12 protein-coding genes are annotated in these 17,794 nt (G+C 69.0%); 7 read left to right on the plus strand and 5 right to left on the minus strand.

What is annotated here, in order from left to right:
• Window positions 1-35: 35 nt before the first annotated feature.
• Entirely contained in the window at window positions 36-4,118 is a 4,083-nt protein-coding gene (locus U4Y91_RS08820; RefSeq protein ID WP_321804748.1) for a translocation/assembly module TamB domain-containing protein, read from the plus strand.
• A gap of 195 nt (window positions 4,119-4,313) precedes the next feature.
• Here the strand turns inward: U4Y91_RS08820 and metG are convergent, their stop codons facing one another.
• Both metG and U4Y91_RS08830 read right to left on the minus strand, forming a co-directional pair.
• Window positions 4,314-6,476 (minus strand): methionine--tRNA ligase, encoded by a 2,163-nt coding sequence (gene metG, locus U4Y91_RS08825; RefSeq protein ID WP_321804749.1) that lies wholly within the window; start codon window positions 6,474-6,476, stop codon window positions 4,314-4,316.
• A gap of 365 nt (window positions 6,477-6,841) precedes the next feature.
• On the minus strand, window positions 6,842-7,483 hold the full coding sequence (locus U4Y91_RS08830) for an OmpA family protein (protein WP_044847722.1): 642 nt from the start codon (window positions 7,481-7,483) through the stop codon (window positions 6,842-6,844).
• A 352-nt stretch (window positions 7,484-7,835) separates the two neighbouring features.
• Between U4Y91_RS08830 and apbC the strand changes: the two genes are divergently transcribed.
• From apbC to U4Y91_RS08855, 5 genes are all read left to right on the plus strand, one after another.
• A complete protein-coding gene (gene apbC / locus U4Y91_RS08835; RefSeq protein ID WP_321804750.1) occupies window positions 7,836-8,927 on the plus strand; it encodes an iron-sulfur cluster carrier protein ApbC in 1,092 nt (363 codons plus the stop codon).
• A 133-nt stretch (window positions 8,928-9,060) separates the two neighbouring features.
• Window positions 9,061-9,597, plus strand: coding sequence for a superoxide dismutase [Cu-Zn] (gene sodC, locus U4Y91_RS08840; RefSeq protein WP_321804751.1), 537 nt, complete (start codon window positions 9,061-9,063; stop codon window positions 9,595-9,597).
• A 193-nt stretch (window positions 9,598-9,790) separates the two neighbouring features.
• Entirely contained in the window at window positions 9,791-10,360 is a 570-nt protein-coding gene (gene dcd / locus U4Y91_RS08845; RefSeq protein WP_006398615.1) for a dCTP deaminase, read from the plus strand.
• 81 nt (window positions 10,361-10,441) lie between these two features.
• On the plus strand, window positions 10,442-12,721 hold the full coding sequence (locus tag U4Y91_RS08850) for an arginine/lysine/ornithine decarboxylase (RefSeq protein WP_321804752.1): 2,280 nt from the start codon (window positions 10,442-10,444) through the stop codon (window positions 12,719-12,721).
• Entirely contained in the window at window positions 12,721-13,563 is an 843-nt protein-coding gene (locus tag U4Y91_RS08855) for a lysozyme inhibitor LprI family protein (RefSeq protein WP_321804753.1), read from the plus strand. Before U4Y91_RS08850 ends, U4Y91_RS08855 begins: the two co-directional genes overlap by 1 nt.
• A gap of 87 nt (window positions 13,564-13,650) precedes the next feature.
• Here the strand turns inward: U4Y91_RS08855 and U4Y91_RS08860 are convergent, their stop codons facing one another.
• From U4Y91_RS08860 to U4Y91_RS08870, 3 genes are all read right to left on the minus strand, one after another.
• A complete protein-coding gene (locus U4Y91_RS08860; RefSeq protein ID WP_044847727.1) occupies window positions 13,651-14,334 on the minus strand; it encodes an HAD family hydrolase in 684 nt (227 codons plus the stop codon).
• Window positions 14,335-14,443: 109 nt separating this feature from the next.
• A complete protein-coding gene (gene argH / locus U4Y91_RS08865; RefSeq protein WP_044847728.1) occupies window positions 14,444-15,853 on the minus strand; it encodes an argininosuccinate lyase in 1,410 nt (469 codons plus the stop codon).
• A 107-nt stretch (window positions 15,854-15,960) separates the two neighbouring features.
• Window positions 15,961-16,770: a helix-turn-helix transcriptional regulator gene (locus tag U4Y91_RS08870; RefSeq protein ID WP_011657642.1), complete on the minus strand. Its 810-nt coding sequence runs from the start codon at window positions 16,768-16,770 to the stop codon at window positions 15,961-15,963.
• Between the two features lie 209 nt (window positions 16,771-16,979).
• On the opposite strand from U4Y91_RS08870, the gene U4Y91_RS08875 reads away from it, so the two are divergent.
• Window positions 16,980-17,732: a class I SAM-dependent methyltransferase gene (locus tag U4Y91_RS08875; RefSeq protein ID WP_321804754.1), complete on the plus strand. Its 753-nt coding sequence runs from the start codon at window positions 16,980-16,982 to the stop codon at window positions 17,730-17,732.
• The last annotated feature ends 62 nt before the right edge of the window (window positions 17,733-17,794 follow it).

The raw sequence follows: 17,794 nt of genomic DNA on the forward strand, positions 1-17,794 counted from the left end.
CTTCTGACCTTGTTGCACGAGCCACGACGAACCGCATGACGAAGGACCCGAACGACACGCCGCCGAACGATCCGGACTCGCCCGAGCGCGCGCCCGGTGCGCCGCCGCGCGCGCCGCGGCGCGGGCGTGCGGGCCGGATCGTCGCGTGGACGCTCGTGACGGCCGTGCTGCTCGTCGTGCTGGCGGCCGGGCTCGTGCTGGCCGCGGCGACGACCGAGCGCGGCACGCGGCTCGCGTGGCAGACGGCCGTGCGCGTACTGGGCGGCCGGCTGGCGGGCACGCTGGACGGCGGCGCGCTCGCGACCGGCGTGCGGCTGCGCGGCTTCGCGTGGACGAGCCCCGGCGGCACCAGCACCGAAGTGCGGATCGACCGGCTCGACGGCCGCTGGGCGCTGACCCGCGCGCCGTGGCGGCTGTCGGTCGCTTACCTGCGCGCGGGCACGGTCGACGTGCGGATCGTGCCGGGGCCGTCGACGCCGGCCGCGACGCCGCAGGACCTGAGCCTGCCGCTGCAGTTGCGGATCGACGACCTGCGTGTCGACCATCTGGCGATCCACGAAGGCGGCTCGACGACGCAGCTCGACCATCTCGCGCTGAACGGCCGCAGCGACGGCCGTCACCATGAACTCGCACTCGACGGCGTCGACACGCCGTACGGCGCGCTGACCGCGCGCGCGAAGCTCGACGGCGTGAAGCCGTTCGCGCTGACGGGCAACGCGACCTACGTGGGCAAGCTCGCCGACGAAGCGGTCAACGCGAGCGCGAACGTATCGGGTTCGCTCGACGCGCTCGTCGCCGACGTCACCGCGAGCGGGATGAAACTGAACGGCCGCGCGCACGTCGAGGCTGTGCCGTTCGGCGCGGTGCCGCTCACGCGCGCGTCGCTCGCGTTCGATCACGTGAACCCGCACGCGCTCGCGCCGGGCGCGCCTGCCGCCGATCTCGCGGTGCGCGCGGAGCTGGCGCCCGTGACCGCGCCGGCCGGCACTTCCCCGGCGAAGGGGTTCGCGGTGACCGGCCCCGTGTCGATCGTCAACGCGAAGCCCGGCACGCTCGGCGAGCACCTGCTGCCGGTGATCGACGCGCGTGCGACCGTCAATCTCGACGCGCACGCGCAGCGAATCGACGGCCTCGCGCTGAAACTGATCCGCGACGGCAGCGTGACCGGCAACGGCACGCTGACGGGTGGCAAGGGCCGCTTCGACCTGAAGGTCGCGAATCTCGACCTGAACGCCTTCGTCGCCGAGTTGCGGCCGATGCGCCTGGGCGGGCCGCTCGGCGTGACGCTCGCCGGCGACGTGACGACCGTCGATTTCGACCTGAACGATCCGAAGCTCGCGCTCGGCGCGCGTGCGAAGGTCGCGCTGACGCCGCAACAGACGGTGCTGACCGATGCGCGCGTGACGGCGGGCAAGGGCCGTATCGACCTGACCGGCGTGTTCCGTCACGACGCGCATTCGAGCTACGACGCGAAGGCGACGCTGACCGCGTTCGATCCGCTGCTGCTCGCGGCGATGGGCGCGCCGAAGGCCGGTAGCGGCAAGCCGGCGGCAAAAGTGGCCAAGACGGCGGACAAAACAGCGACCAAAACCGCCGCCGCGGCCAAGGCGCCGGCCAGGCGCGGCGAGACGCGCGTATCGGGCACGCTGACGGCATCCGGCGCGTTCGCGCCGCAGGTATCGACGAAGGCGACCTTCAAGCTCGGCGACAGCCTGTACGACGGCGTGCCGCTGACCGGCGCGGGCGTCGTGCAGTTCGCCGGCTCGCGGATTTTGCCGAGCACCGCGACCCTGTCGATCGCGGGCAACCACGTCGACCTGCGCGGCAGTTTCGGCGCGCCGGGCGACCGGCTGCGCTTCGTCGTCGACGCGCCGGAGCTCGACCGGCTCGGTTTCGGCGTGCAGGGGCTCGTGCAGGCGCAGGGCGAGCTGACCGGCAGCTTCGCGCATCCGAACGTGACGGGCACCTACAAGGCCCAGCACGTCGTGGTCGGCTCGAACCGGATCGGGGCCGCGCAGGGCCGCGCCGACATCCGCGACGGCGCGCACGGCGCGCTCGTGTTCACGGCCGACGCGACCGACATCGCACTCGGCTCGCTGCAACTGAAATCGCTGCGCGCGAACCTCGGCGGCACGCGCGCGAAGCACACGCTCGACGCATCGGCGATGGGGACGGCCGGCGGCCGCGTGATCGACCTGACGCTCGCGGCGAACGGCGGCGTGGTCGAGAGCCGCGACGGAACGCGCTGGGACGGCACCGTCACGCGCCTCGCGAACCGCGGCACGCCGGCGGTGGCGCTGCAGGCGCCGCTTGCGGTGTCGGCCGGCGCCGGCCGCGTGACGCTCGGCGCGACGCGGCTCACGCTCGAAGGCGCGGCGATCGACCTGAAGTCGTTCGTGTTCGACCACGGCCAGATGCGCTCGGCAGGCGCCGTGCGCGATGCATCGGTCGCCCGTTTCCTCGAGATCCGCCAGGAACTGACGGGCCAGCGGCCGCCGGTGCGCACCGACGTCGTGCTCGATGCCGACTGGGATTTCTCGCTCGGCGCGAACGCGACGGGCTACGTGCAGGTGAAGCGGCGCGGCGGCGACGTGACGGTCGAGACCGGGCGCGGTATCGCGTCGCTCGGGCTGACCGACCTGTCCGCGCGCGCGAGCTTTGCACCCGGCAACCGGCTCAACGTGGTGGCGCTCGCGAAGGCGAACCGGGTCGGCACGCTCGACGCGAACGTCACCGTGCCGTTCGCGCTGCGCGACGGCGTGTTCGGCGTCGTCGACGACGGCCCGCTGTCGGGCCGCATCGACGCCGACATTCCGTCGCTGAAGGCGACCGGCAACCTGTTCGGGCCGAGCTATCTGCTCGGCGGGCGCGCGGCGTTGAAGCTGACGGTCGCGGGCACGCCGGTGAAGCCGAACGTGTCGGGGATGCTGACGGGCGACGACCTGTCCGCGACGCTCGTCGATCAGGGCGTACAGCTGAAGGACGGCATCGTGCGCGTGAAGCTCGCGGAGAACCTCGTCGAATTCCAGCAGGTCGAGTTCCATGGCGGCGACGGCACGCTGCGCGCGATCGGCCGCGTGCGTCTCGACGGCGAGGCGCCCGACCTGACCGCGAGCATCGTCGCGGACAAGCTCGAGCTGTTCGCGGCACCGGATCGCAAGCTGTCGCTGTCGGGCAAGGCGACCGTCGCGAACGACGGGCCGCGCGGCGCGCTGTCGATCGACGGCAAGTTCGTCGTCGACCGCGCGCTGTTCGACCTGCCGGAGGAGTCGGCACCGCACCTGTCCGACGACGTCGTGATCGTGCGCCCGGACGGCACGGTGCGCGGCGACGTGCAGACCGGTACGGCGGCCGCGAAGCCGCAGAAGGTCGAGGACAAGCCGGCGCCGTCGCTCGCGCCGCGCGCGAACATCGACATCGGCCTCGGCAACAACTTCCGCTTCAAGGGCCACGGCGCGGATCTCGGCCTGCGCGGCACGATCACCGTGATGAGCGCGCCGGGCGTGCCGCTGCGCGCGGTCGGCAACGTGCGCGTGACGGAAGGCTCGACGTATACGTCGTTCGGCCGCAAGCTCGCGGTCGAGAACGGCTTCTTCACGTTCAACGGCCCGGTGTCGAATCCGGGCGTGAACATCCTCGCGATGCGGCGCAACCAGGAGGTCGAGGCCGGCGTGCAGGTCACCGGCACGATCCAGTCGCCGACGGTCAAGCTCGTGTCCGAGCCGAACGTCACCGACAACGAAAAGCTGTCGTGGCTGCTGTTCGGGCACGGCACCGACCAGGGCAACAACGTCGGCCAGCAGAACGCGATGACCGCCGCGCTCGGGCTGCTTGGCAGCGCGACCGGCAAGCGCGTCGCGCAGAGCATCGGTCTCGACGAATTCTCGATCGGCCGCAGCGACGTCGGCCTGACCGATGCGCAGGTCGTGCAGATCTCGAAGGCGATCAACGAGCGCTTCGTGCTCGGTTACGAGCAAGGGCTGCAATCGGCGAGCAACGCGTTCAAGGCGACGATCAACCTGACGCGCTTCTGGTCGGTGTCCGCGTATGGCGGCACGTTCCAGGGCGTCGACCTGAACTACACGCGGCGTTTCGATCGCTGGTTCAGCCAGCGGTGACGAAGCGGGCGCCTGGCCGGTCGGCCAGGCGCGCCGGCGCCCGGGTTCGCGCGTGCGCACGCACCGAATCCTGCCCGCGTAGCGGCGAGCGTCACGTCGACCTGTAACCGCCGGCCGCGGCGCCGCTCGCTGCCACCCATGAAAAAGCCCCGCACGTGGTGCGGGGCTTCTGGTGCAAGCAGAGGTGCGTGCGGCTTACTTCACGCGCATGCCGGGCTTCGCGCCGCTGTGCGGCTCGAGGATGTAGAGGCCCGGCTCGGCCTTCTCGTCGGCCGCCGACGCGGCGAGCACCATCCCTTCGGACAGCCCGAACTTCATCTTGCGCGGCGCGAGGTTCGCGACCATCACCGTCAGCTTGCCGACGAGCTGCTCGGGCTGGTACGCGGACTTGATGCCCGAGAACACGTTGCGGGTCTTTTCCTCGCCGACGTCGAGCGTGAGCTGCAGCAGCTTGTCGGAGCCCTCGACGGCCTGGCACGCGACGATCTTCGCAATGCGCAGGTCGATCTTCGCGAAATCGTCGATCGAGATCGGACCGTCGTCGGCGCCGTTCGCCGCAGCCACCTTCGCGTTCGCCTTGGCGTTTTTCGCGTCCTTCGCGGCGTTGGCGGCGGTTGCCCCCGCGGCAGCGGCGCCGGCGGCCTCGGCCTGCAGCGAATCGCGGTTCGCGGCGAGCAGCGCGTCGATCTGCTTCGGATCGACCCGCGTCATCAGGTGCTGGTACGCCTTGATCGGCTGCGCGGACGACAGCGGCTTCGCGGCGTCGGCCCACGTGAGCGGCGCGATCCCGAAGAAGGCCTCGACGGCTTCGGCCACGCGCGGCATCACCGGCTTCAGCGCGAGCGACAGCAGGCGGAACGCCTCGAGGCTCACGCTGCAGGTTTCGTGCAGCGCGACCGCGTTGGCCGGATCCTTCGCGAGTTCCCACGGCTTCGCGCCGTCGACGTACGCGTTCACTTCGTCCGCGAGCTCCATCGTCTGGCGCAGCGCGCGGCTGTATTCGCGCGCTTCGTAGTGCGCGGCGATCGCCGGAATCGCATCGCGCAGCGTCGCGACGAGCGGATGGTTCATCGCGCTGTCCTGTACGCGGCCGTCGAAACGCTTGAGCAGGAAGCCGGCCGCGCGGCTCGCGATATTCACGTACTTGCCGACGAGGTCGCTGTTCACGCGCGCCTGGAAATCGTCGAGGTTCAGGTCGATGTCTTCCATCGTCGCGTTCAGCTTCGCGGCGAAGTAGTAGCGCAGCCATTCCGGGTTCAGGCCCGTGTCGATGTAGCTCTGCGCGGTGATGAACGTGCCGCGCGACTTCGACATCTTCGCGCCGTCGACCGTCAGGAAGCCGTGCGCGAACACGTTGGTCGGCGTGCGATGGCCCGAGAACTCGAGCATCGCCGGCCAGAACAGCGTGTGGAAGTACAGGATGTCCTTGCCGATGAAGTGGTACTGCTCGGCCTTCGTGCCCGGGCGGATCCACGCATCGAAGTCGATGCCGTTGCGGTCGCACAGGTTCTTGAAGCTCGCGTAGTAGCCGACCGGCGCGTCGAGCCACACGTAGAAATACTTGCCGGGCGCGCCCGGGATCTCGAAGCCGAAGTACGGCGCGTCACGCGAGATGTCCCAGTCGGCGAGCTTGGCCTCGCCGGCGTCGCCGAGCCATTCGCGCATCTTGTTGGTCGCTTCGGGCTGCGCGAGTCCGCTCACCCATTCGCGCAGGAACGACTCGCAGCGCGGATCGGACAGGCGGAAGAAGTAGTGCTTCGACGTCTTGCGCACCGGCGTCGCGCCCGACACGACCGAGTACGGGTTCAGCAGTTCGGTCGGCAGGTAGGTCGAACCGCACACTTCGCAGTTGTCGCCGTACTGGTCCTTCGCGTGGCACTTCGGGCATTCGCCCTTGATGAAGCGGTCCGGCAGGAACATTTCCTTGACCGGGTCGTACGCCTGCTCGATCTCGCGCTCGGCGATCAGGTCGTTGTCCTTCAGCGCGAGGTAGATCTTCTCGCTCAGCACACGGTTCTCGTCCGAGTCGGTCGAGTAGAAGTTGTCGAACGACACGCCGAAGCTGTCGAAGTCGCGCTTGTGCTCGGTCCACACGCGCTCGATCAGCTGCTTCGGCGTCAGGCCTTCCTTCTCCGCGCGCAGCATGACCGGCGTGCCGTGCGTGTCGTCGGCGCCGATGTAGTAGACCTCGTGACCGTGCATTCGCAGCGTCCGCACCCAGATGTCGGTCTGGATGTACTCGACCAGGTGGCCGATGTGGATCTGGCCGTTGGCATAGGGCAGTGCGGACGTAACGAGGATCTGGCGGCTGCCTTGCGGCGCCGCAGCCTGCACGGAAGTGAGGTCGGATGCGGACATAGGGTCTGTAGAAGAACGGCGGAAACGACGGAAACTGCGATTCTAGCAGGGGCGCGGGCAGGTCAGCCGGCGCGGGCGCCATGGATCGGGCGCCGGAAGGGGCGGGGCCGCTGCGGCGGCGTGCCCGGCGGTGCGATGCTGCGACGCAGCAGGCGAATTCCGGGCAAAAAAAACCGGGGCGAATTCGGCCCCGGAGCAACAACGACAAGAGGAGAATGGTGACGCGCCGGCAGCGCCAGCCGCGTACCGTAAAGACAGACCGCGGGTCGCGACAGAAGTTCGAAATTTTTTTCGATTTGTTACGGAGCCCGCTGAAAGCCTTGTGCGGCGGGGGCGCGCGCCCCCGTTTCCTCTCGCGACGATGCTTACTGCTGGGCGGCGCGCAGGTAGATCTCGACGCGGCGGTTTTGTGCGCGGCCGGCTTCGGTCGCGTTGTCCGCGATCGGGTTCGACGGGCCCATGCCCTGTGCCGCCAGGCGACCGCCGGCGACGCCACGCTGCACCAGCGCGTTGACGACGCTCTGCGCACGGTTCTGCGACAGCGTCTGGTTCAGCTGCTGCGAACCCGTGCTGTCCGTGTAGCCGACGACCGATGCCGTCACTTGCGGGTTCTGGTTCAGCGTCGTCGCCAGGTCGTTCAGCAGCGGCGTGAAGGCCGGCGTGATCGCGTACTGGTTGGTCGCGAACGTCACCGAGCTCGGCACGTTCAGCTTCAGCGAGCCGTCCGGCTGCTCGGTCACCTGCGTGCCCGTCTTGGCTGCCGACGGCGCGAGCTTGTTCTTGATCGCCTGCCAGTTGTAGCCCGTCACGCCGCCGACCAGTGCGCCGACGCCCGCGCCGATCGCTGCGCCCTTGCCGCCGCCGGCCAGCGCGCCGATGCCTGCGCCGAGCGCTGCGCCCGTGCCGGTCCCGACGGCCGTGTTGTTGCCTTGCTGCGTGGCGCAGCCTGCCAGCAGTGCGCCGGCCAATGCGAAGACGGACAGGCGAGTCGCGATTTTCATGTTCATCTTGAATTCCTCTCTTGGTTGAACGAGTCGACAACGACGACAAACAACAGTTACGGCTCCCGGCACGGACGCCCGAAAAAGGCGGGCAGGCCCGTGCCCGCGGCAGCCGCCGAGGCGGCCGCATGCCCCGTTCGCCAGCGTGGCTGTTCCGGACAGGGCGACGCGTCAGCCTCTACAATATAGGCGGATCGTAGCCGATTTGGCCCCATAGCATGCCGCACGCGAAGATTGCTCCGCCGCGCGCGTTCGCGCAATGGCATGCAACAGATTCTTTCACTTTTCCCGATTTTCGCAGCGTTATTTGATATTTCTTGACGTTTGCACGAGAGAAAAACGTTTTCACGGAGTTTCGATGAGCATTGACCGGGCACAAGTCGACGCCGCACTGGCGGCTGTCGTCGACCCCAATACGGGCCGTCCTTACGCGGCGAACAAGGGCGTGCGCAACGTCGCGATCGACGGCGACGCCGTGGCGGTCGACGTGGTGCTCGGCTATCCCGCGCGCAGCCAGCACGACGACGTGCGCGCGCGCATCGCCGATGCGCTGAAGGCCGTGTCGGGCGTGCGCGACGCACGCGTCGCCGTGTCGCAGGAGATCGTCGCGCACACGGTGCAGCGGGGCGTGAAGCTGCTGCCGAACGTGAAGAACATCGTCGCGGTCGCGTCGGGCAAGGGCGGTGTCGGCAAGAGCACGACGGCCGTCAACCTCGCGCTCGCGCTCGCCGCGGAAGGCGCGTCGGTCGGCATTCTCGACGCCGACATCTACGGTCCGTCGCTGCCGACCATGCTCGGCATTCACGGCGAGCGGCCCGAGTCGCCCGACAACCAGTCGATGAACCCGCTGGTCGGCCACGGGCTGCAGGCGAACTCGATCGGCTTCCTGATCGAGGAAGACAACCCGATGGTGTGGCGCGGCCCGATGGCGACGTCGGCGCTCGAGCAGCTGCTGCGGCAGACCAACTGGCGCGAGCTCGACTACCTGATCGTCGACATGCCGCCGGGCACGGGCGACATCCAGCTCACGCTCGCGCAGCGCGTGCCGGTGACCGGCGCCGTGATCGTGACGACCCCGCAGGACATCGCGCTGCTCGACGCGAAGAAGGGCCTGAAGATGTTCGAGAAGGTCGGGATTCCGATCCTCGGTATCGTCGAGAACATGAGCATCCACGTGTGCTCGAACTGCGGCCACGAAGAGCACATCTTCGGTGCGGGCGGTGCCGAGCGGATGGCGCAGGACTACGGCGTGACCGTGCTCGGCAGCCTGCCGCTCGACATCGCGATCCGCGAGCGCGCCGACAGCGGCACGCCGACGGTCGCGGCCGAACCGGACGGCGCGCTGGCGCGGCGCTATCGCGACATCGCGCGCGGGGTCGCGCTGGCGATCGCCGAGCGCGCGCGCGACATGACGTCGAAGTTCCCGTCGATCGTTGTTCAAAATACGTAAAACCCTTGCGGGGCGGGGCCTCACGCTGTTTACGGCGCCGCGAGGCGCGGTATCATGGCGACTTTTCCCGGGTCCCTTTACCCGCCCGGCATGGCCGCCGTGTCGAACGGCCGCCAGCCGGCATGAGGATCGAATGAACCAACGACATCACGGCGTGCGCGCCGGCCGCGCGCGGCGCGCGCTGCTGGCCGCCGCCGCGCTGGGCCTGCTGGCCGGCTGTACCTCTTTTTCCTCGTCGCACGAAAAGCGTGCCGACGCGCAGTTGCAGCCGACCGTCGGCTCGCAGGCACGCGGCGCGGTGACGTTCGTCGAACGCCCGGATGGCGTCCAGGTCACGTACAACCTGGCCGGCCTGCCGCCGAACAGCGATCACGCGCTGCAGGTGCACGAGCGCGGCGACTGCAACGCGGGCGACGGCTCGAGCGCCGGCCAGGTGTTCGCGCCGGCCGCCGACCGGCTGCGCGCGGGCGCGCGCGTCGCCGGCGATCTCGGCAACATCCATGCGGATGCGAACGGCGTCGCGGCCGGTTTCATCGTCGCGCCCGATCTGGCCCTCGACGGCGTGCGCTCCGCGCTGAGCCGCGCGGCGCTGGTGCACCGCGACCCGAGCGATCCGGCGTTTCCGCAGCATGGCGCGGGGCCCGCGCTCGCCTGTGGCGTGATCCGTTGACGGCCGCCGCGTACGCGCGCCGATGATCGCGTAAAATGTGCGCCTTTCCGGGTCGCCGCGTCGCGAGCGGCCCTTCCTGACTGTCACGCAGCGTTTCCTGGCGCCCCGATATGAAACGACCCCAACGCTCACTTCGTTCGCTGTCCCCCGAGGGGACGGCCAGCCTTCTTGGGACGGCCCGGCGGAGGCTGGCATGAGCATCAAGTCCGACAAGTGGATTCGGCGCATGGCCGAAGAACACAAGATGATCGAGCCGTTCGTGCCCGATCAGGTCCGCGCGTCCGAGGACGGCCGCCGGATCGTCAGCTACGGCACGTCGAGCTACGGCTACGACATCCGCTGCGCGGACGAATTCAAGATCTTCACGAACATCAACTCGACGATCGTCGATCCGAAGAACTTCGACGAGGGTTCGTTTGTCGATTTCAAGGGCGACGTGTGCATCATCCCGCCGAACTCGTTCGCGCTGGCCCGCACCGTCGAATATTTCCGCATCCCGCGCACCGTGCTCACCGTCTGCCTCGGCAAGTCGACGTACGCGCGCTGCGGGATCATCGTCAACGTGACGCCGTTCGAACCCGAGTGGGAAGGCTACGTCACGCTGGAATTCTCGAATACCACGCCGCTGCCCGCGAAGATCTACGCGAACGAAGGTGTCGCGCAGGTGCTGTTCTTCGAAAGCGACGAAGTGTGCGACGTGTCGTACGCCGATCGCGGCGGCAAGTATCAGGGTCAGCGCGGTGTCACGCTGCCGAAAACCTGATCTGGTTGCATAACGTCTCACCAGTTTCCGGGTGACCGCTGCGCGTGACGCGCCGCGGTCGTTCTTTTTGGAGAATCGCCCATGAAGTTTCGTTTCCCCGTCGTCATCATCGACGAAGATTTCCGCTCCGAGAACATCTCGGGCTCCGGCATCCGGGCGTTGGCCGAAGCGATCGAGAAGGAGGGCGTCGAAGTCCTCGGCCTCACGAGCTACGGCGATCTGACGTCGTTCGCGCAGCAGTCGAGCCGCGCGTCGTGCTTCATCCTGTCGATCGACGATGACGAACTCATGCTCGGCGAGACGGGCCCGGACGGCGAGCTGCCCGAGCTCGCGACCGCGATCATCGAGCTGCGCGCGTTCGTCACCGAAGTGCGTCGCCGCAACGCGGACATCCCGATCTTCCTGTACGGCGAGACGCGCACGTCGCGGCATTTGCCGAACGACATCCTGCGCGAACTGCACGGCTTCATCCACATGTTCGAGGACACGCCGGAGTTCGTCGCGCGCCACATCATCCGCGAGGCGAAAGTCTATCTCGACTCGCTCGCGCCGCCGTTCTTCAAGGAACTGGTGAAGTACGCGGACGAAGGCTCGTACTCGTGGCACTGCCCGGGCCACTCGGGCGGCGTCGCGTTCCTGAAGAACCCGCTCGGCCAGATGTTCCACCAGTTCTTCGGCGAGAACATGCTGCGCGCCGACGTCTGCAACGCGGTCGACGAACTCGGCCAGCTGCTCGATCACACGGGCCCGGTCGCGGCGTCCGAGCGCAATGCGGCGCGCATCTTCAGCGCGGACCACCTGTTCTTCGTGACCAACGGCACGTCGACGTCGAACAAGATCGTCTGGCACGCGACGGTCGCGCCAGGCGACATCGTGCTGGTCGACCGCAACTGCCACAAGTCGATCCTGCATGCGATCACGATGACGGGCGCGATCCCCGTGTTCCTCACGCCGACGCGCAACCACTTCGGCATCATCGGGCCGATCCCGCGCGACGAATTCAAGCCGGAAAACATCCGCAGGAAGATCGAGGCGAACCCGTTCGCGCGCGAGGCGATGCGCCAGAACCCGGACATGAAGCCGCGGATCCTGACGATCACGCAGAGCACGTACGACGGCGTCGTCTACAACGTCGAGATGATCAAGGACCTGCTCGGCGACCTGCTCGACACGCTGCACTTCGACGAAGCGTGGCTGCCGCACGCGACGTTCCACGACTTCTACCGCGACATGCACGCGATCGGCGACGGCCGCCCGCGCACGGGCGCGCTCGTGTTCGCGACGCACTCGACGCACAAGCTGCTCGCGGGCATCTCGCAGGCGTCGCAGATCGTCGTGCAGGATTCCGAGAACCGCACGTTCGACAAGCACCGCTTCAACGAGGCGTACCTGATGCACACGTCGACGAGCCCGCAGTACGCGATCATCGCGTCGTGCGACGTCGCGGCCGCGATGATGGAGCCGCCGGGCGGCACCGCGCTCGTCGAGGAATCGATCGCCGAGGCGATCGACTTCCGCCGCGCGATGCGCAAGGTCGACGCCGAATACGGCGACGACTGGTTCTTCAGCGTGTGGGGTCCGGACGACCTCGCGCAGGAAGGCATCGGTTCGCGCGAGGACTGGATGCTGAAGCCGAACGACCACTGGCACGGCTTTGGCCCGCTGGCGGAAGGCTTCAACATGCTCGACCCGATCAAGGCGACGATCATCACGCCGGGGCTCGACGTCGACGGCGAGTTCGGCGAGACGGGCATTCCGGCCGCGATCGTCACGAAGTACCTGGCCGAGCACGGGATCATCGTCGAGAAGACCGGCCTGTACTCGTTCTTCATCATGTTCACGATCGGCATCACGAAGGGCCGCTGGAACTCGATGGTGACCGAGCTGCAGCAGTTCAAGGACGACTACGACAACAACCAGCCGCTGTGGCGCGTGCTGCCGGAATTCGTCGCGCAGCATCCGCGCTACGAGCGCGTCGGCCTGCGCGACCTGTGCACGCAGATCCACGACGTGTACCGCGCGAACGACATCGCACGCCTGACGACGGAGATGTACCTGTCGGACATGGAGCCGGCGATGAAGCCGTCGGACGCGTTCGCGAAGCTCGCGCACCGCAAGATCGACCGCGTGCCGCTCGACGAGCTCGAAGGCCGCGTGACGAGCATCCTGCTGACGCCGTACCCGCCGGGCATTCCGCTGCTGATCCCGGGCGAGCGCTTCAACAAGACGATCGTGAACTACCTGCGGTTCGCGCGCGACTTCAACGAGCGCTTCCCGGGCTTCCACACCGACATCCACGGCCTCGTCGCGGAAGAGGTGAACGGGCGCGTCGAGTACTTCGTCGACTGCGTGCGCGACTGATGGCGACGCAGGGACGAATCCGGACGATGCGCGCGGCGCTGGCCGCGCTCGTCGCCTGGGCGAGCTGGTCGGCAGGGCCGGCGGGGCTGAACGTCGCGCATGCGGAAGTGGCGGCGGCCGATCCGATCGACGTCGCGATGCGGCAGTGTCTCGCGCGGCGCGACCGGTCGTCGACGGCCGGCCAGATCCAGTGCATGGGCGAAGCGCAGCAGCAGTGGCAGACGGTGATGGACGGCGCGTACCAGCGCCTGTCGAACGACGCGCCGGCCGACGCGAAGCGCGGCTGGCAGGACAGTCAGCGCCGCTGGGTCACGTGGCGCAAGGATGAAATTCATCTGCTGAAGGCCGTGTACGACACGACGCGCGGCACGTCGTACGCGATGTCGAGCGCCGACATGCAGCTGCAGCCGGTGCGCGATCGCGCGTTGGCGCTGCGCGCGGCGGCCGACCGTTATGCACCGCCGCCTGCCGCCGTGCCGGTGGCGGCCACGAGCGGTGCGCAGGGCGGCACCCGCGGCGGGGCGGTCGCGGCGCCGGGCGCCGCCGCGGCAGCCGGCGGCAAGCCGGCGAACGCGCCGCGCGATCCGGCGATCCGCCGCGTGCGGCCGTGCGTGCAGGATGCCGCATGCGAGCACGCGCTGTTCGACTTGAACCGCTATTACCAGAAGCTGCGTCGCAAGATGCCTGCGCATTCGGCCGCGACGCTCGTGCGCGCGCAACGCGCGTGGGAGGCGTTCCGCGATTCGACTGCGCCGCTCGTCGGCGAGGACGGCCGCGTCGACCTGATCGGCGCGCGCATCGCGACGATGAAGCGGCTGTCGGAGACGGCCGGTAACGACTGAGGGTCGCCGCGATGCCGGTCATCCGGCGCGGCAACGCAAAACGGGCACCCGCGGGTGCCCGTTTGCATGTGGTGCGCCGCGTGGCGCTTACGCGGGCTGCTGCGTGTCCAGACGGCCGAACCACGACGGCACGAGCGCGACCGCATCGTCGAGCGACGCGAGCACGTGCAGGCTCAACGCGACGATCTCGGGCGTCGGCGCCTTCAGGTCGGGCACGGTGACGACCGATGCGCCGGCGCCGGCGGCCGATTGCGCGCCGAAGTCGCTGTCCTCGAACGCGACGCACGCGTGCGCCGGCACGCCGAGGCGTTCGGCCGCGAGCCGGTACACGGCCGGGTCGGGCTTGCCGCGCGCGACTTCGTCGCCGCCCGCGATCGCGCGGAAGAACGGCAGTACGCCGACCGCGTCGAGCCGCGCACGGATCACGTCGCGCGCGGACGACGACGCGACCGCGCACGGAATGCCGGCCTGCGCGAGCGTCTCGAGCAACGCCAGCGCGCCGGACTTCAGCGGAAACTTCGGATGGGGTTCGGGCGCGGCGAGTTGCTCGCGCACGCGGATGCGCACGGCGTCGAACGTGTCGGCGTGGCCGATCAGCCGCGCGAGAATCACCTGGCCTTCGGCGAACGAGCGGCCGACGATCTGCAGGTAGTCGATCTCGGTCAGCACGACGCCGTGCGCGTTCGACACGTCGATCCACGTGTTCATGATGGTCCGCTCGGAATCGACGAGCAGGCCGTCCATGTCGAAGAGCGCGGCGGAGAAGGTCATCGGCGGTGTCCGGAAACGGGAAAACGGAAAAGCGGGGAAGGCGTCGGGCGGCGCGACGGCCGCCCGAATGAGGAACGGACGCCGAAGGCGTCCGTCCGCGACGGCAGGCTTACTTGCCGAGCGCGGCGCGCGCGGCCTTGACCGCCGCACGCACCTGATCGGGGGCGGTGCCGCCCGGGTGGTTGCGGCTGGCGACCGACCCTTCGAGCGTCAGGTAGCCGAACACGTCGTCGCCGATCAGGTGCGCGACGTTCGGCAGTTCCTGCTTCATTTCGTCGAGCGTCAGGTCGGCGAGGTCGATCCCGCGGTCGTCGCAGATCTTTACCGCGTGCGCGACGGCTTCGTGCGCATCGCGGAACGGCAGCCCGCGCTTCACGAGGTAGTCGGCGAGGTCGGTGGCGGTCGAGAAGCCCTGCAGCGCGGCCGCGCGCATCGCGTCCGGCTTCACGGTGATGCCCGCGACCATCTCGGCGAAGATCCGCAGCGTGTCGGCGACGGTGTCGACCGTGTCGAACAGCGGTTCCTTGTCTTCCTGGTTGTCCTTGTTGTACGCGAGCGGCTGGCCCTTCATCAGCGTGAGGAGCGCCATCAGGTGGCCGTTCACGCGGCCGGTCTTGCCGCGCGCGAGCTCGGGCACGTCCGGGTTCTTCTTCTGCGGCATGATCGAGCTGCCGGTGCAGAAGCGGTCGGCGATGTCGATGAAGCCGACGCGCGGGCTCATCCACAGCACGAGTTCTTCGGAGAAGCGCGACACGTGCGTCATCACGAGCGCGGATGCCGCCGTGAATTCGATCGCGAAGTCGCGATCCGACACCGCGTCGAGCGAGTTCGCGCAGATGCCGTCGAAGCCGAGCGTCTTCGCGACCGCGTGGCGGTCGATCGGATAGCTGGTGCCGGCGAGCGCGGCCGCGCCGAGCGGCAGGCGGTTCACGCGGGTGCGGCAGTCGCGCATGCGCTCGGCGTCGCGCGTGAACATCTCGACGTACGCGAGCAGGTGGTGGCCGAACGTGACCGGCTGTGCGACCTGCAGGTGCGTGAAGCCCGGCATGATCGTGTCCGCGTTCTGTTCCGCGAGGTCGATCAGCGCACCGCGCAGGTCGTTCAGGAGGCCACCGATGCGGTCGATCTCGCCGCGCAGCCACAGACGGATGTCGGTCGCGACCTGGTCGTTGCGCGAGCGGCCCGTGTGCAGGCGCTTGCCGGCGTCGCCGATCAGCGCGGTGAGGCGCGCCTCGATGTTCAGGTGGACGTCCTCGAGATCCAGCTGCCATTCGAATTCGCCGCGCTCGATCTCGCCCTTGATCTGCGTCATCCCGCGTTCGATCGCGGCGAGGTCGTCGGCGCTGATGATCTTCTGCGCCGCGAGCATGCTCGCGTGCGCGAGCGAGCCGGCGATGTCGACGAGCGCGAGGCGCTTGTCGAAAAACACCGACGACGTGTAGCGCTTGACCAGCTCCGACATCGGTTCCGAGAAGCGGGCCGACCAGGCCTCGCCCTTTTTGTGCAGTTGGGACGTCATGGCGATTCTTCGAAGGGGAGTTGGGCGGCGTGCGCCGCCGAGGGAATCCCGCGATTCTAACATTCGCGGGGCGGGCGGCCGGCCTTCGCGGGCGCGGGCCGGCCGCGTCAGTCGCGCACCAGCACGACCAGCTTCAGGTCCTCGCGGTGCGCGGGCTTCAGCGTGATCTGCTGGTACACGAGGCGGCCGTCGGCCGGATGGTCGAATTCGCGCAGGCCGCCTTCGCGCTCGAACACGTCCTGCGACGCCCAGTACTGCGCGAAGGCATCGCTGCCGGCCATCAGCGCGTCGATCAGCGCGCGGGTCGGCGCATCGGCGAGGTGGCGGATCGAGTCGGCGCGGAATTCGGCCGCGAGCCGGCGCGCGCGGGTTTCCCAGTCGACGATCAGCGTGCGCGCGGCCGGCGCCATGAACGTGAAGCGCAGCAGGTTGCGGTCGTGCTCGCCGTCGAGCCAGCCCGTGAACAGCGCGGCGGCCGGCGCGTTCCAGGCGAGCGCGTTCCATTGCCGGTCGAGCACGTACGCGGGCGTGGCGATCGCGGCGACGGTGGCGGCGAGCGTCGGCGGCAGGTCGCCGGCCGCGACGTCGGGCTCGGCCGGATCGCGCTGTGCGGCCAGTTCGAACAGGTACGCGCGCTCGGCCTTCGACAGCTGCAGCGCGACGGCGATCCGCGCGAGCGCGTCGGCCGACGCCGACACCGGGCGGCCCTGCTCGATCCACGTGTACCAGGTCGGGCTGACGCCGCACAGCTGCGCGACTTCCTCGCGCCGCAGCCCCGGCGTGCGGCGGCGCGGGCCGGGCGGCAGTCCGACGGCCTGCGGCGACAGCCGCTCGCGGTGTGCGCGGATGAATTCGCCGAGTGCGCGGGCGGGCGTCGCATCGAGGGGCGGGGTGGGGGCGGAGGACGGCTGGTTCATGCGGAAACGGCTGAATCGACTGAATCGACTGAATCGATTGAATCGAGGAAAAGGGGGCGCCGGGGCGCGACGAAGATCGGGGCAGAGATCAGGCAGGTGTAACAAATACCAGAATAACTGCTTAACTTGTACTGGTACAAGCGCGGCCCTATTGTAGCGATTCGCGCGCTGACAGGCAGCGAGCGCCCCACCCAAAGAAGGAGCGAACGATGAAACACCACGACCAGGTCGCCGACGCATTCGGCACGACGGCCGCCGCCTACCTGACGAGCACGGTCCACGCGACGGGCGCCGACCTGCAGGCGCTGGCCGACGCCGTGCGCGCGACGCCCGAAGCCGCGGTGCTCGATCTCGGTTGCGGCGCCGGCCACGCGAGCTTCGCGGTCGCACCGCACGTGCGCGACGTGGTCGCGTACGATCTCGCCGCGCCGATGCTCGCGACCGTCGACGGTGCCGCCCGCGAGCGCGGGTTCGCAAACATCCGCACGCAGCAGGGCCCGGCCGAGCAACTGCCGTTCGACGCGGACACCTTCGACTGGGTGGTCAGCCGGATGAGCGCGCACCACTGGCACGACGTGCGCGCGGCGCTTGCCGAGGTGCGCCGCGTGCTGAAGCCGGGCGGCCGCGTGCTGATGATCGACATCGCGGGCAACGACCATCCGCTGCTCGACACGTATCTGCAGGCCGCGGAAGTGCTGCGCGACGCGTCGCACGTGCGCGACTATCGTGCCGACGAATGGCTCGCGATGTTCCGCGGCGCCGGTTTCGACGCGCATGTGCAGAGCCGCTGGCGCCTGCCGATCGATTTCGCTACCTGGGTCGAGCGGATCCGCACGCCGGCCGACAGCGTCGCGGGCATCCGTGCGCTGTGGGCGCATGCACCCGACGAGGTGTGCGGCTACTACGCGGTGCAGCCGGACGGGTCGTTCGAGCACGACGCGTTGCTGATCGACGCGCAGTGAGCGCAAGGGACGGCACGGCGGCCGGTGCCGTCGCGCCGTTCGATGAAAAAAGCCGCGATACG

The organism is Burkholderia sp. BCC1993, assembly GCF_905339865.1.
Classification (GTDB): Bacteria; Pseudomonadota; Gammaproteobacteria; order Burkholderiales; family Burkholderiaceae; genus Burkholderia.

Bases quoted from the DNA above. Each gene is read 5' to 3' on its own strand.
- U4Y91_RS08820 (WP_321804748.1), top strand. From the start codon at position 36: ATGACGAAGGACCCGAACGACACGCCGCCGAACGATCCGGACTCGCCC.
- U4Y91_RS08870 (WP_011657642.1), bottom strand. From the start codon at position 16,770: ATGAACCAGCCGTCCTCCGCCCCCACCCCGCCCCTCGATGCGACGCCC.
- metG (WP_321804749.1), bottom strand. From the start codon at position 6,476: ATGTCCGCATCCGACCTCACTTCCGTGCAGGCTGCGGCGCCGCAAGGC.
- sodC (WP_321804751.1), top strand. From the start codon at position 9,061: ATGAACCAACGACATCACGGCGTGCGCGCCGGCCGCGCGCGGCGCGCG.
- U4Y91_RS08860 (WP_044847727.1), bottom strand. From the start codon at position 14,334: ATGACCTTCTCCGCCGCGCTCTTCGACATGGACGGCCTGCTCGTCGAT.
- U4Y91_RS08875 (WP_321804754.1), top strand. From the start codon at position 16,980: ATGAAACACCACGACCAGGTCGCCGACGCATTCGGCACGACGGCCGCC.
- argH (WP_044847728.1), bottom strand. From the start codon at position 15,853: ATGACGTCCCAACTGCACAAAAAGGGCGAGGCCTGGTCGGCCCGCTTC.
- dcd (WP_006398615.1), top strand. From the start codon at position 9,791: ATGAGCATCAAGTCCGACAAGTGGATTCGGCGCATGGCCGAAGAACAC.
- U4Y91_RS08830 (WP_044847722.1), bottom strand. From the start codon at position 7,483: ATGAACATGAAAATCGCGACTCGCCTGTCCGTCTTCGCATTGGCCGGC.
- U4Y91_RS08855 (WP_321804753.1), top strand. From the start codon at position 12,721: ATGGCGACGCAGGGACGAATCCGGACGATGCGCGCGGCGCTGGCCGCG.
- U4Y91_RS08850 (WP_321804752.1), top strand. From the start codon at position 10,442: ATGAAGTTTCGTTTCCCCGTCGTCATCATCGACGAAGATTTCCGCTCC.
- apbC (WP_321804750.1), top strand. From the start codon at position 7,836: ATGAGCATTGACCGGGCACAAGTCGACGCCGCACTGGCGGCTGTCGTC.